The organism is Butyricimonas hominis (assembly GCF_014287455.1).
GTDB classification, from domain to species: domain Bacteria; phylum Bacteroidota; class Bacteroidia; order Bacteroidales; family Marinifilaceae; genus Butyricimonas; species Butyricimonas muris.
Window position 1 is genome coordinate 75,834 of record NZ_JACOOH010000006.1, and the last position, 13,955, is coordinate 89,788.

At 43.5% G+C, this 13,955-nt stretch carries 11 protein-coding genes; 10 read left to right on the plus strand and 1 reads right to left on the minus strand.

The genetic code is table 11. The features are described 5' to 3' along the window. Window positions 1-29: 29 nt before the first annotated feature. Window positions 30-1,703 carry a M23 family metallopeptidase gene (locus H8S64_RS13900; RefSeq protein WP_186976749.1) on the minus strand — a complete coding sequence of 558 codons (1,674 nt, stop codon included), beginning with the start codon at window positions 1,701-1,703 and terminating at the stop codon, window positions 30-32. 88 nt (window positions 1,704-1,791) lie between these two features. Here H8S64_RS13900 and H8S64_RS13905 point away from each other — a divergent pair, with 88 nt between their 5' ends. The 10 genes from H8S64_RS13905 (at window position 1,792) to H8S64_RS13950 (ending at window position 13,920) form a co-directional block, all read left to right on the plus strand. Further along, window positions 1,792-2,082 (plus strand): coiled-coil domain-containing protein, encoded by a 291-nt coding sequence (locus H8S64_RS13905; protein WP_099290556.1) that lies wholly within the window; start codon window positions 1,792-1,794, stop codon window positions 2,080-2,082. Window positions 2,083-2,084: 2 nt separating this feature from the next. Continuing rightward, window positions 2,085-2,372, plus strand: a complete 288-nt coding sequence (locus H8S64_RS13910) for a cell division protein ZapA (protein ID WP_099290557.1) — start codon at window positions 2,085-2,087, stop codon at window positions 2,370-2,372. A gap of 276 nt (window positions 2,373-2,648) precedes the next feature. Beyond that, the gene (gene rny, locus H8S64_RS13915; protein ID WP_186976751.1) at window positions 2,649-4,184 is read left to right on the plus strand and encodes a ribonuclease Y; all 1,536 of its coding nucleotides are present in this window, start codon (window positions 2,649-2,651) and stop codon (window positions 4,182-4,184) included. A gap of 93 nt (window positions 4,185-4,277) precedes the next feature. Further along, entirely contained in the window at window positions 4,278-5,156 is an 879-nt protein-coding gene (locus H8S64_RS13920; protein WP_186976765.1) for a nucleoside phosphorylase, read from the plus strand. A gap of 15 nt (window positions 5,157-5,171) precedes the next feature. Then, on the plus strand, window positions 5,172-5,633 hold the full coding sequence (locus H8S64_RS13925) for a DUF4293 domain-containing protein (protein ID WP_099290560.1): 462 nt from the start codon (window positions 5,172-5,174) through the stop codon (window positions 5,631-5,633). Window positions 5,634-5,669: 36 nt separating this feature from the next. Continuing rightward, on the plus strand, window positions 5,670-7,367 hold the full coding sequence (locus tag H8S64_RS13930) for a dipeptidase (protein WP_186976767.1): 1,698 nt from the start codon (window positions 5,670-5,672) through the stop codon (window positions 7,365-7,367). A 240-nt stretch (window positions 7,368-7,607) separates the two neighbouring features. Further along, the gene (gene rplS / locus H8S64_RS13935; RefSeq protein WP_099290562.1) at window positions 7,608-7,961 is read left to right on the plus strand and encodes a 50S ribosomal protein L19; all 354 of its coding nucleotides are present in this window, start codon (window positions 7,608-7,610) and stop codon (window positions 7,959-7,961) included. A 153-nt stretch (window positions 7,962-8,114) separates the two neighbouring features. Next, window positions 8,115-9,857 carry a phospho-sugar mutase gene (locus tag H8S64_RS13940; RefSeq protein ID WP_186976770.1) on the plus strand — a complete coding sequence of 581 codons (1,743 nt, stop codon included), beginning with the start codon at window positions 8,115-8,117 and terminating at the stop codon, window positions 9,855-9,857. A 249-nt stretch (window positions 9,858-10,106) separates the two neighbouring features. Next, on the plus strand, window positions 10,107-10,487 hold the full coding sequence (locus tag H8S64_RS13945) for a fibronectin type III domain-containing protein (protein ID WP_186976772.1): 381 nt from the start codon (window positions 10,107-10,109) through the stop codon (window positions 10,485-10,487). Between the two features lie 157 nt (window positions 10,488-10,644). Further along, the gene (locus tag H8S64_RS13950; RefSeq protein ID WP_255469540.1) at window positions 10,645-13,920 is read left to right on the plus strand and encodes a hypothetical protein; all 3,276 of its coding nucleotides are present in this window, start codon (window positions 10,645-10,647) and stop codon (window positions 13,918-13,920) included. The last annotated feature ends 35 nt before the right edge of the window (window positions 13,921-13,955 follow it).

Here is a 13,955-nt window from a genome sequence, read left to right on the forward strand (position 1 = left end):
CCATTTCAAAGATAGTAATTTTTGTTGAACTATTTTACATACACGTCGGTTTCAAAAATCGCTTCATTTTTCACGCCATCTTTCACGTTCAACACGAGCCGGTTTTTCCCTTTCACGAAGACCGGTTCGTTAAGACTTCCCTCGAGCAAGCGATTTTTAGCGTCGTAAGTGAACAGACACCACTTCCCGTTCACCTCCACCCGGTAAGAAGCAATTCCGGACAAATCGTCGAATACCCGGAATTGCACCCTTCGCCCTTTCACCCCCGTGTATAAAATCACCGGGGCAATCGTATCCTGCCGGATAGTGTATTCTCCCAACACACGGGTAGACGCCTCCAACCCTCCGGTGCGCCACACGGTATTTAAAGGAGATAAACGTCCTTTTTCTTCCAACAGACAAAAGACGGATTTATCCGGGAAATCCCCTTCGACGGACAACCTTGCACTCTTCAACAAGGGATATACCCGTTCTGTCAAAGAAAAAACCTCCACCACCCCCGTGCTATCCTTCTCCCTCGAGCAGACACGAGGCTTACAAATAACGGGATATGCCAATGCCCCCGCTTCCAAGCACAAAGAATAATTACCGCTCCGCAAATTATATTCCCGATCACATGTCAAAACCTCCGCCCCTTCCGGTATATCCAACCCGGCAGCCTCCTGCCGTCCCACCAGTTGAAACAACACCTTGGAACGATTCCCGTTTATATCCAGCAATTCGATTGCCACGTCGACAACACTATCCTTTTGCACCCCGATAAAACCGCCTTGCCTGTTGCTCGCTCCCAGCAACCGGGACTGACAATCCCCGAAAGCCAGATACACGTATCTGCCCTCCCGGTACTGGTGAAAATCTTTTATCGTGTTTACCAACGGGGACTGATCAAAAGACAGGCGATCCATTTTCAACTCGAAAATTTTCTCCCCGTTCGCCGATACTTCCATATCATACACCCCGAGTTTATTCCATGAATCTTTCATGAAATCATCCGCTTGCACGCCGACACCGACATTACCGGCAGGCACGCTGATTTTCCCACCCCGGTACACCCGGCTTCCCGTGTTTTTCACTTCCACCCGACGGGCCCCGGCGTTCACTCCTTCACGAGAAAAAGTGTACACGTAAACACCCCGCACGTTAGGTCCCGTTTCATCCGCCACGGAAAGATAGTTCAAAGGATTCAGCGCGTGCTCGCTTTCCGTTTCCCGCACCTCGAAATGCAAATGCGGTCCCATGGAGGAACCGGAATTACCGCTATAAGCGATCGTGTCACCCGCGCGAAAGAAAAGCTGCCGCCCCACGAGGTTCTCGTCAATGGCAAACGATTCCTTATTATATTGTATCTCCCGTACCACTTTCGCCACCCGGGGCACGAAACGGCTCAAATGCCCGTACACGGTAGTGATTCCTCCCTCGTGCTCGATATACAAGGCATTCCCGTATCCCGTGGGGGACACCTTGACACGGGCGACCATCCCGTCCTTCACGCAGATCACGGGCAGCCCTTCACGTCCCCCGGTCTTAAAATCGAGCCCCGAATGCAGGTGCGTGGCACGCAATTCTCCAAAATTTCCGCTCAATAGCGGGGTCCCGTGCAACGGGTACAACAACCGCTCCGACTGGGCGCAAATATTTGATGATAAAACGAGTAGCGTGATTCCCGACAACAGAATCCTTCTCCACAATCTTTTCCTTTTCATAAAAAAACGATTAATTTCACCGCAAATTTAATAACACTCTTGATATTTAAAAGAAATATTTCTATCTTTGTCGTGTAAAGAATATGTTATGACAGCAAAAGACAATGCCGTTATTAACGAGCTAAACGAGAAAATTGAACGACTGATAAAACTATATATATCCTCGCTGGACAAAAACAGAGAGAAGGATACGGAAATTAAAGAACTCCGTGACCGGATCGAGCGAATGAAAAGCGAGAACATAAAATTACATGAAGAAATCAAAACATTGAAGGTGGCGACAGCTATTTCAACCGGAGAAGGAAGTACCGAGGCGAAAAGTAGAATAAGCCAACTTGTGCGGGAGATTGATAAATGTATTGCTCTTTTGAATAATTAAATATGAATGATAAACTTACTGTTACTCTAAATATAGCCGGTAGGCCTTGCGTTCTGACCATCGAGAGAGAGGAAGAAGAGGCGATCAGAAAAGCCGCCCAGCTGATTAATAGTAAGATTGCAAAATATAGGGAAAAGTATGCGAATGCCGATCCCGTCGACTTTCTAGCAGTTACCGCGTTACAATTCACGGTAAAAATGTTGGAAGCCGAGAAACAAAACGACGTCGAGCCCGTATTAGAGGAAGTGAGGAAGATCAGCAACAGGCTGGACGGAGTTCTGAAAGAGTAGAATAAACAAGAGTTCTTTGAAAAGGAAATAGATATACCCGCATTATTTCGTATTTAACTGGAAAACTCAACACTTAACCAATTAGAGTGAAGCTTTGTTAGCCAAGGACAGGCCTCGACCCTTCGGGGTTCCTTCGGGACGGTGGAAGTCTGAATCTAACGGCAGCTCTACCCGTGTCTAACAGGGGTTTTTTAAAGAGAAATAGTGCGGGTTTTTTGTTTTGACAAAAAACACCAAAATAATTATATATAACAACTATAAATTCAAGTTACAAATATGATAACAACAATAATTACCGGTGTTGTTGCTTTGGTCGTGGGGTTCGTTATCGGTTATATCCTGATAAACATCACCCTCAAATACAGAAGCAAAAACATCATCAAAGAAGCGGAAGCCGAGGCGGAAGTGATCAAGAAGGACAAGATCCTGCAAGCAAAAGAAAAGTTCTTACAAATCAAGGCTGAACACGAAAAGCAGGTAAACGCCCGAAACAGCAGAATTCTTCTCACCGAGAACAAGCTGAAACAAAAAGAAGCCGAGTTGGCACGCAAAATGGAAGAATGCCAACGGAAAATAAAGGAAACGGAAACTCAACAAGAGACGCTGGAAGTGCAGAAGGAATTGTGGGAAAAGAAACACGCGGAACTGGATAAATTCAAAAAACAACAGATCGAGCAACTGGAAGCCATTTCCGGAATGTCGGCAGAACAAGCGAAAGAAAAACTGATCCAGTCCTTGAAAGACGAAGCGGAAACGGAAGCCATGTCTTACGTGAACGAAATCATGGAAGAGGCGAAGATGACGGCAAACATGGAAGCGAAAAAGGTCGTGGTAAAAACGATTCAACGGGTTGCCACGGAAACCGCCACGGAAAATGCCGTATCCATATTCCACATTGATTCGGATGAAATCAAAGGACGTATCATCGGCCGCGAAGGACGTAATATCCGCGCGCTCGAAGCCGCAACCGGAGTAGAAATCATCGTGGACGACACCCCGGAAGCTATCGTTCTTTCCGGATTTGACCCGGTAAGACGTGAAATCGCTCGCCTGTCCTTGCACCAGTTGGTAACGGACGGACGTATTCACCCGGCACGTATCGAGGAAGTGGTGAACAAGGTAAAAAAACAGATAGAGGAAGAAATAGTGGAAACGGGTAAACGTACCACGATTGACCTCGGCATCCACGGTCTGCACCCGGAACTAATCCGTTTGGTAGGTAAAATGAAATACCGTTCCTCATACGGACAGAACCTATTGCAACATGCCCGCGAAACCGCGAATCTTTGCGCTATCATGGCTGCCGAACTCGGGTTGAACGTGAAGAAGGCAAAACGTGCCGGACTATTGCACGATATCGGTAAAGTACCCGACGACGAGCCGGAATTACCGCACGCGATTCTCGGTATGCGTCTGGCTGAAAAATACAAGGAGAAACCGGATATTTGCAACGCTATCGGGGCCCACCACGAGGAGATCGAAATGACTACACTCATCGCTCCCATCGTTCAAGCCTGCGACGCTATTTCCGGGGCAAGACCGGGAGCAAGACGGGAAGTTGTAGAATCCTACATCAAACGTCTGAAAGAAATGGAAGACTTGGCTCTCTCATATAATGGAGTGGTGAAAACATACGCTATCCAAGCAGGCCGCGAACTCCGGGTTGTCGTGGGAAGTGAAAAGATCTCCGACACGGAAGCAGAAAAAATCTCGTACGAGATCGCCAAGAAAATTCAGGATGAAATGACTTACCCGGGACAAGTAAAAGTAACGGTCATCCGAGAAACACGAGCAATCAATTACGCTAAATAGTTTTAGAATCCCCAAACCAAATAATACCGGGCAAATGTTTGTCCGGTATTATTTGTTTTACTAAATTTGGTTGCTCAAAAAAGTAAACAGATTATGGAGCCGATAAAATCATCTGAACTAATTACGAATGAAGACGGTAGCGTCTTTCACCTTCACCTGCACCCCGGGGATTTGGCAGACCAAATCATCCTCGTGGGCGACCCGTCAAGAGTCGAAATGATCGCTTCTTATTTTGATCATATTGAAATCAAAAAAAGTGACCGGGAATTCCACACAACCACCGGACAGTACAAGGGAAGGCGGATATCCGTTATCTCCACGGGAATCGGACCTGACAATATAGATATCGTGATGAACGAACTCGATGCCCTCGTGAATATTGATTTGCAAACCAAAGAAATCAAGCCGGAGAAAAAGCGATTGAATATCGTACGCATCGGAACTTCCGGTTCCGTGCAAGCCGATGTTCCGGTTCATTCTTTCGTGATATCCGAAATGAGTTTGGGCATTGACGGGGTATTACGCTTCTACCGGGACAATGAAACGGTATGTGATACCGCTTTCGAAGACGCTTTCATCAAAGAATGTCACTGGACTCCCCTTGCCGCACGCCCTTACGCTGTAAAGGCTTCACCGGAGCTGGTAAGTAAATTGCACACGGCAGGCGTGACGGTGAAAGGCGTGACGCTCACCGCGAACGGATTTTACGGCCCGCAAGGTCGGGTGCTCCGCTTGCCGATAGAGATGCCGACGGTCAATGACGAAATTGCCCGCTTCCATTTCAACGGTCATAAAATAGTGAACTACGAGATGGAAAGCGCCGCTATTGCCGGACTCTCCGCTCTCATGGGACATCATGCTACCACGATCTGTCTGATCATAGCGAACCGGGCAAACGGGAATGCGTCCTCCAATTACAAACCTTACATGAAAAAACTTGTCGAATACACGTTAGATTCACTCGCGCGTTAATTTTTAATTTTAGATATGATACAAAGAATACAAACAGTTTACCTGCTTATCATTGCCATTGTCATGGCAATACCTTTATTTGCCCCGATCGCACAAGTACTTGTACCCAACGATGCAAGTTACAATTTTTTCACTTACGGGGTGGTCATGATCGGACAACAAACAGTACTTCAAGCAAATTACTGGGCTTTACTTATCTTGAATATTTTCATGATCGGGTTGCCCTTCGTGACGATATTCCTCTACAAGAAGCGATTCCTGCAAATCCGCTTGTGCATAGCTGAAATTATTCTTCTGTTGGGCTCCATGATATTGATGTGGTACCATATCAATCAATTCCAAAGCAAAATAGATGCAGATATCATATATAAAATAAGTTTCATACTTCCCTTGGTATGTGTGGTACTCGCGTACATGGCTATGCGGGGAATATTCAAAGACATCAAATTACTGAAGTCTTTGGATCGGATTCGATAATGAATAAATAAATCATATATAAACCAATAACTTAAAATGAGAAAAGTAAACGCCTTAATTACATTAGCATTGGTTTGTTGCACCTCTTACACGATGGCATGCACGAACTTTCTGTTCACGAAAGGATCCACGAAAGACGGATCCACGATGGTTACCTACTCCGCGGACTCTCATGTGTTGTACGGAGAATTATATCATTGGCCTGCACGGGATTGGCCAGCCGGAAGCATGCTCGACGTTTACGAGTGGGATACCGGTAAATTCATGGGCAAAATCCCTCAAGTAGCACATACATATAATGTAGTCGGTAACATGAACGAACACCAGTTGGCTATTTCCGAAACGACTTACGGCGGAAGAAAAGAACTGGAAACTCAAACTGGAGCCATTATAGATTACGGTAGTGCAATCTATATCACGTTACAACGTGCCAAAACAGCCCGCGAGGCGATCGTTGTAATGACCGACTTGATTGAAAAATACGGTTGGGCAAGTAGTGGAGAATCCATCTCTATCATCGACCCCAACGAAGTATGGATTCTTGAAATTATCGGTAAAGGAGAAGGCGAGAAAGGTGCCGTGTGGGTTGCCCGCATGGTTCCGGACGGATACGTATCGGCACATGCCAATCAAGCCCGTATCACCACGTTCCCGTTGGAAGGCAAAACTTCTATCTCTTCCGACAACATGAACAAGATCTACGACACGAACATCACCACCGTGTATGCTAAAGACGTGATCTCTTTCGCGAAAGAAAAAGGATTCTATCCCCAAGACGGTAAAAATAAAGATTTCAGCTTCTCGGATACCTACGCACCGGTAGATTTCAGCGGAGCACGTGCTTGCGAAATCCGCGTGTGGGCTTTCTTCAATGCCGTAAACCCGGATATGGGAAAATATTTCAATTACGCCAACGGAAGAGATATCAAGCGCGACGCTAAAGGATACGCCACGAACCGTATGCCGTTGTGGATCAAACCGAGCGAGAAGGTTGACGTACTTCAGGTAATGGATTTCATGCGTGACCATCTGGAAGGAACTGAATTGGATATGAGCAAGGATATGGGTGCAGGACCTTATGAATGTCCTTACAGATGGCGCCCGATGAGCTTCAAGGTCGACGGCAAGGAATATGTACACGAGAGAGCAACCGCCACTCAACAAACAGGCTTCACTTTTGTCGCTCAATGTAGAAGCTGGCTACCGGACGAGATCGGCGGTATCCTTTGGTTCGGGGTTGACGACGCAGCAAGCTCGGTATATTTCCCGATGTACTCCGCTTCAACGGAAGTTCCGTTTGCGTTTGCCGAAGGTAACGGTAGCATGATGGAATTCACGAACAAGGCTGCTTTCTGGGTTTTCAACCAAGTAACGAATTTTGCTTATACCCGCTACAACTTGATTCACCCAGAAATTCGGGAGAAACAAGTTGCGTTAGAAAAACAATACGTGAATTTCGTGCAGATGATTGACGCCGGGGCAAAGGAAATGTTAGCAAAAGACAGAAAAGCAACTATCGAATTTATCACCGATTTCTCTTGCCGTACCGGAAACCAGCTCGTGGACACGTGGAGAGATTTCTACGGCTATCTGTTCTGCAAATACATGGACGGAAACGTGAAAACCGCTATCCCGGGAGAAAAGAACCCGAAAGTAGAGCAACCCGCTTTACCGGAATGGTATTTGCGTATGATTATCGAACAGACAGGCAAGAAATTGGAAGTAGTAGAATAACTACTACTTCCTATTTCAGTTGCAGGTTGCAAGTTGAGCCTACGGCTTTGCAAGCTGCAAGTTCGAGAACCTGCAACCTGTAACTTGTGAACTTGTAACAAATAAATATTCCGGCGCTATTGCACCGGAATATTTATTTTCATATCTTTGCCACTCGATTTTAAAACGTACGCAGTCTCTTACATGAAAGACAAAGGTCGTAATACTGCGTTCGATAAGTGAACTTTTAAAATAAAGACAATGGACTTAATTAAAATTGCGGAACAGGCTTTTGCACAGGAAAACAGTGTTGAAATTCCCGAATTTTCTACCGGTGACACGATCAGTGTACACTACAAGATTGTTGAAGGAAACAAAGAACGTGTCCAAATTTTCAAAGGCGTAGTTATCCAAATTAAAGGTACCGGAACCACGAAAACCTTCACGGTCCGGAAAATGTCCGGTAACGTTGGTGTAGAACGTATCATTCCCTTCAGTTCTCCTTATATCAAAGCGATCGAGGTGAACAAGAGAGGTGCTGTTCGTCAAGCCAGAATTTACTATTTCCGTAAACTTACCGGAAAGAAAGCAAAAATTAAAGAGAGAAAATTTTAATTTAAGCTTTAGCCATATAAAAAAGCCTCGTTGCAGAACGAGGCTTTTTTATTGCATTTTTCTTCTTTGAAACGTAACAATTTAATCTCAAAATCCATATTATTCATTCAGGAAAATCCTACCTTTGCAAGAAGGTAAATAAAATGATAGCTTATGGAAAACAATGACATCATAAAAGTAGCCAGAGCCAAAGCCGAAAAATGGTTGGATAAGGCTTATGACGAAGAAACACGAGTTGAAGTACAACGCCTGTTAAATAACACGGATACAACCGAACTGGTGGAATCGTTCTACAATGATCTGGAATTCGGAACCGGGGGATTGCGCGGAATCATGGGAGTCGGCACAAACCGGATGAATATTTACACGGTAGGAGCCGCCACGCAAGGTTTCTCCAACTATATCAACCAAATGTTCCCGAACGAGAAAAAAGCCGTATGTATCGGACACGACTGCCGACACAATTCCCATCTTTTCTCGGAAACCGCCGCCAATATCTTCTCGGCTAACGGAATACATGTTTACCTGTTTGAAGACCTGCGCCCCACCCCGGAAATGTCGTACGCTATCCGGGAATTAGGTTGCAAAGGGGGAGTTATTCTCACCGCCTCGCATAACCCGAAAGAATATAACGGGTACAAAGCCTACTGGGACGACGGTTCGCAACTTGTTCCCCCGCACGACAAAAACGTGATCAACGAGGTGAAAAAAGTACAAGTCACGGATATCAAATTCAAGGGTGTTCCCGAAATGATCACCATTCTCGGGAAAGACTTCGACAAGAAATACCTCGACAAAGTGAAGACATTAAGCCTTTCACCGGAGGCCATCCAAAAAGAACATGATTTAAAAATCGTCTTTACCCCGCTGCACGGCACGACCTACGAACTCGTGCCGGAATCTTTGCGCAACTGGGGATTCACGAACATCCACACCGTACCCGAACAAAGCATCCCGGACGGGGATTTCCCGACTGTGGCTTCCGCCAACCCGGAAGAACCCGCCGCATTTAAAATGGCGTTGGATCTGGCTCGCAAAATAGATGCTGACCTTACCATGGCATGTGATCCCGACGGCGACCGAATCGGTATCGCAGTCAAGGATGACAAAGAAGAATGGACTTTATTGAATGGTAATCAAACCAACATTGTATTCACGGAATACATCATCCGTAGAAAAAAAGAACTCGGATTGCTTAAAGGTGGCGAATACACCGTGAAAACGATTGTTACCACGGAATTAATCAAGGATATAGCAGAGAAAAATAATATCATTTGTTACGACGTGTACACCGGGTTCAAGTGGATTGCCGACGTGATCCGCAAAGAAGGAGGAGAGAAATTCATCGGTGGCGGCGAAGAGTCGTTCGGTTTCATGCCGGGCGCTTTCACGCGTGATAAAGACGGGGTATCAGCCACTTCACTCATGGCAGAGATTGCCGCATGGGTGAAGATGCAAAACAAAACCATCTACACGTTCTTGAAAGAAATTTACGCGAAATACGGGTTCTCGCAGGAGAGAATGATTTACATCGTGCGCAAAGGCATCACCGGGGCAGAGGAAATCAAATCCATGATGAAAGAATTCCGTCACAATACCCCGAAGAGCATTAACCATAGCGACGTTGTCCTCAAAAAGGATTACTTAACACTGGAAGCGACCGATTTGCGCACGGGTGAAAAGAAACACCTTGATTTTGAAACGACCAGCGACGTACTGCAATTCTTCCTTGCCGACGGCAGCAAGATTTCCGTACGCCCCTCCGGCACGGAACCCAAAATCAAATTCTATTTTGAAGCCCGCACCCAGATGAAAGACGTGAATGATTACGAGCGGGCACAGAAAGAGGCGAATGACCGGATTGATGACATTATCAAAGATTTAAAGATTCAGTGATTTCGTGATTCGGTGATTGCCGATTATAAGTATTAGCCGACTAATTTTCATGAATTAGTCGGCTAATATATTTTAAATAATCATTGTTCCATTTCCAATTTAATAGTCAAATTTACTTTAGCCTACAAAAAATTTATTATACAAAAGACAATTTATTCTTAAAAATCATGATAAATATTTGCCAATAGTCTAGCATTTACTTATATTTACAACGATATACTAAAAATAAAACCCTTAAAGAACAAAATTATGAAAAAAACATTTTTAAAGCCATTCGTGTTTATCTGTCTAAGTTTAGTGATTGCAACAATTGCTGTTGCTAACGTAGTCCTTAATCCGCCTAGTCCTCCGCAAGCTCCTAATGTAAATCTAAAAACAGCCACGTTATGCGAAATAACATACAAAGCTCCCATAGATGACGGGGGGAGTCCAATTGTATCCTATGAGATCGAAAGCTTTAATTTTGATACGGCAAAATGGACAAGCAGAGGATCATCTACTACGCTTAGTCATGAAGTTTCCATGCCTAAGTATACTAAAACTAAATTCCGTATTTCAGCTTTAAATAGCGTTGGAAGAAGTCATCCTGTAGAAACAAAAGAAATTACATTCAGCGATCTTGCAAGATAACAATAAAAAAAATATAATTCAATAATACTAAGTTTATTAAATTATCTGAGGAGAGGAAGAATAACCTCTCTTTAGATATTTATTTTCAGAAAATATTCTTATTTACAATACAACATTCACGTTTTCACTCTATCATACTAAAAATAAACCTGCAAACATGAAAATAACAGATCTAAAAACAGTTATAACTTATGAAAGTAAGTTGACAAGAAGGAATTGGCTATTTTACCTTTTCATCCTTGGAATAGCGTATATATTAATCTCTCTTATCCCGAATGTTCCGGGTATTGGGGGTATGGGGTGGATTTCGTGGCGAGATGTTGCCTTAACTTCTTCCCTGCCTCTACGCAGCATCTATTTTCTGAACCTGTTTCAATCTCTCATTGTTACTTTCCTTGTTTGTGACATTCAAAGGAAACGGAAAAAAGCTGAAACCAGAGAAGTTCTCTTGACACGACCTATCAGCAACGGGCAAACCCTTCTCGGGGAGGTTATAGGCATTCTTATCCCATTCCTCACGATAGATATTATTTTCATGACCATATCCATGATTATCAATATATTCATCCCGAATTCTCCCGTCAGTTTATGGATAAACCTTTTCTATCTTTTCACCTATACGGTTCCCACGCTAGTTTTCATCACCAGCCTATCTATACTTGTCAACAAACTGATTAAACACCCCATGTTTAGTTGGTTGATTCTAATGGTTTTTCTTTATTTCGAATACAATTACGCTGTAACAGCTTTTTACGGCATACTGGACTTCCAAGGACGCTTGCTTCCCAACTCGTTTTCCACCCTAATAGGATTCATGGACATATCCAATTTCCTACTCCACCGGGGTGTTTTCTTGCTATTAGGGATTAGTTTTCTCTACTTTAGCGTTTTACTCGTGAAAAAGCTCCCAGGGAGCGCCGGTCGGCAGCGTTATTTAGCCGTTCCAGCCATGTTGTTTTTAGCATTTTCCCTGTACCTCGGTTTCATCTACATTGAAAAACACCAATCCCGCCTGGAAAATAGAATTACCTGCCGCGAAGCCTTTCTTAAATACACCGAAACACCCAAAGCCCGCGTGATTACACACGACATCACATATCACCCCAGGGGAAATACATTCTCGGCAACAAGCCGGATGCAAGTACAAAACCAGAAAAAAAAGAAAATGGACCAACTCTTGTTATTCCTTAACCCAGGGCTGAAAATTAACAAGATTGAATCCAACGGACAAAACCTTCCCTTTCATAGAGACCACCTAGCTGTTGTCATCGAATGTTCCCTGGCTCCGAATGAATATATCAAATTAGATATCACGTACGAGGGATACATTGACGAAGATATTTACCAGATAAACATACCTGACGAGATTTTTTTCTCCCTAGAAGATAATCCTTTTTCTAAAGAGAATTATGGCAAACATCCCGCTTTTGTATCAAGTAAATTCACTTTCCTCAGACCGGAAGTGCTGTGGTACCCGACAGCAGTTCCCTCGATAGCATTGCAAGCATCTGCAGAAATGAATTTCACGAGTTACACGCTCCATGTCAAAAAAACGAACGAACTGACTGTTCTATCCCAAGGAGTACCCACAACAGAAGGTGAGTATGTTACGTTCAACAATTTACAAAACTTAACGGGACTAACCCTCTGTATCGGGGAATACGAGAAAAGAGCCCTTACAGTGGACTCACTTACCGTGGAACTTTATACTTACCCGGGAAATGATTGCTACATGAAATATTTCGACGAATGGGATCTTCTCAAAGAAGACAACCCGAACCGGGAGAAAGATTTAAAAAAAATGTTTTATCTGTGCAAAGATGAGATTGAGCAAGATAAACCCAATCCTTATCCTTTCAAATATTTCAAACTGATTGAGGTGCCTTCATCTTCTTATTTTCTACGTTCGACGTTGTTTAATGACGGCATGCAACCGGAAATCGCATTTTTCCATGAACGATTATGTCGCATAGAAACTCACAATCCTGCTGATTATCCAGATAATAACTTCTACGACAGAAGCGTACAAGAATATCTTTTAACTGTCAATATCCCTTTTTTATGGAATAACTATATGAGAATAAAACATATTTTCACAGATTACAATAGCTGCATCACGTCCGACACGTACCAAGGCATAGAACTAATATTCAAACAAATGATAAACCCGGATATATATACAAAATCCGATGCTATCACGAGTCCGAAATTATTAAATCACATCGCTGAAAAAGGATTAAAAGGAATCATTGCCGAAGAATATAGCCGAGAACAAAACATCGCCATCCGTTCGAAAGTTTCTCATCTACTTGGGTATCTTACCACAATCACGACCTGGGATTCCTTGAGCCAGCTTATGCAAGAATTTAATACACGTACTTACTTCCAAGAAGTTAACTTCGATTCATTTATCGAGAAATTCGAACAACGTTTCGGACAAGACATTAAGGCATACATGGACGAATGGTACACGACTCACGAAGTTCCCTTGTTATCAATAAAAGACGCATCCCGTAAAACCACAGAAGATACGCAAATCATCGAATTCAACGTTGGTAATTTCAGCAAGACAGACGGTATTGTATCAATCGTAGCAACGAGCTACCCAGAGAAAAGTGTAATCAGAAATCTTCAAAGTTACTTGATTAAAGCCGGAGAATGCAAACGAATCGTCGTTCATGAAGACATAAAATATAAGGTACAATTAACCACAAACTTTTCAGGACATTTCCCTGAAAACATTTATTTCGAAGTCAATCAATCCCCATTATCCGGTCCTATACCGAAGGAAGGTATCACGTTACTTGATAGGAATCAATTCTATCCCCCAGGGGAAATCATTGTAGACAACGAGGATGATAATTTTTCTTTAATCGATTCGGCAAACAATCGAAAACGACTGACCGATATCATCAAAAAAGAAGACAACCAGAAATATATTAACTACTTGCTGAACCTTAAAACTAACGCATGGAGCTTACCTATATTACAGGAACTCCACGGCAAGTATATTCGTAGTGCTTTCGTAAAAAAAGCCGGCACGGGACAATTCAAGGCAGAATGGAGAGCAAATCTTCCGGAAGCAGGGAAATACGAAATATTTGTCTATAGACCTCATCTTGTCGGATTCGAAGGAGGAAAAACCGCAAGCGATCATCCTGGAATGAAAAATTACTATACAGTTTATACCCCAAAGGGAAAAGAAGAAATCATCTTAGACATTCCTGATAAAGAAGATATTTGGATAGGATGCACCTCCACTTTACCGGAAGAAGAAGCCTGGGTATCACTAGGTACATTTACCCTGCCGGCAGGCGAATCCCGAGTCGTACTGGATGACCGGGGAGTGCCTCCTATTACAGATAGATTATTTGGCGAGTTCGATCAAATGATAGTCGCCGATGCCGTTAAGTGGGTAAAGAAAAAATATTAATGAAAAATTTATACGATAACGAAAACCCTAAAAGT

Coding starts and splice junctions, on each gene's coding strand:
- H8S64_RS13910 (WP_099290557.1), top strand. CDS start 2,085: ATGAATGATAAACTTACTGTTACTCTAAATATAGCCGGTAGGCCTTGC.
- H8S64_RS13900 (WP_186976749.1), bottom strand. CDS start 1,703: ATGAAAAGGAAAAGATTGTGGAGAAGGATTCTGTTGTCGGGAATCACG.
- H8S64_RS13945 (WP_186976772.1), top strand. CDS start 10,107: ATGAAAAAAACATTTTTAAAGCCATTCGTGTTTATCTGTCTAAGTTTA.
- H8S64_RS13905 (WP_099290556.1), top strand. CDS start 1,792: ATGACAGCAAAAGACAATGCCGTTATTAACGAGCTAAACGAGAAAATT.
- H8S64_RS13925 (WP_099290560.1), top strand. CDS start 5,172: ATGATACAAAGAATACAAACAGTTTACCTGCTTATCATTGCCATTGTC.
- H8S64_RS13930 (WP_186976767.1), top strand. CDS start 5,670: ATGAGAAAAGTAAACGCCTTAATTACATTAGCATTGGTTTGTTGCACC.
- rplS (WP_099290562.1), top strand. CDS start 7,608: ATGGACTTAATTAAAATTGCGGAACAGGCTTTTGCACAGGAAAACAGT.
- H8S64_RS13920 (WP_186976765.1), top strand. CDS start 4,278: ATGGAGCCGATAAAATCATCTGAACTAATTACGAATGAAGACGGTAGC.
- H8S64_RS13940 (WP_186976770.1), top strand. CDS start 8,115: ATGGAAAACAATGACATCATAAAAGTAGCCAGAGCCAAAGCCGAAAAA.
- rny (WP_186976751.1), top strand. CDS start 2,649: ATGATAACAACAATAATTACCGGTGTTGTTGCTTTGGTCGTGGGGTTC.
- H8S64_RS13950 (WP_255469540.1), top strand. CDS start 10,645: ATGAAAATAACAGATCTAAAAACAGTTATAACTTATGAAAGTAAGTTG.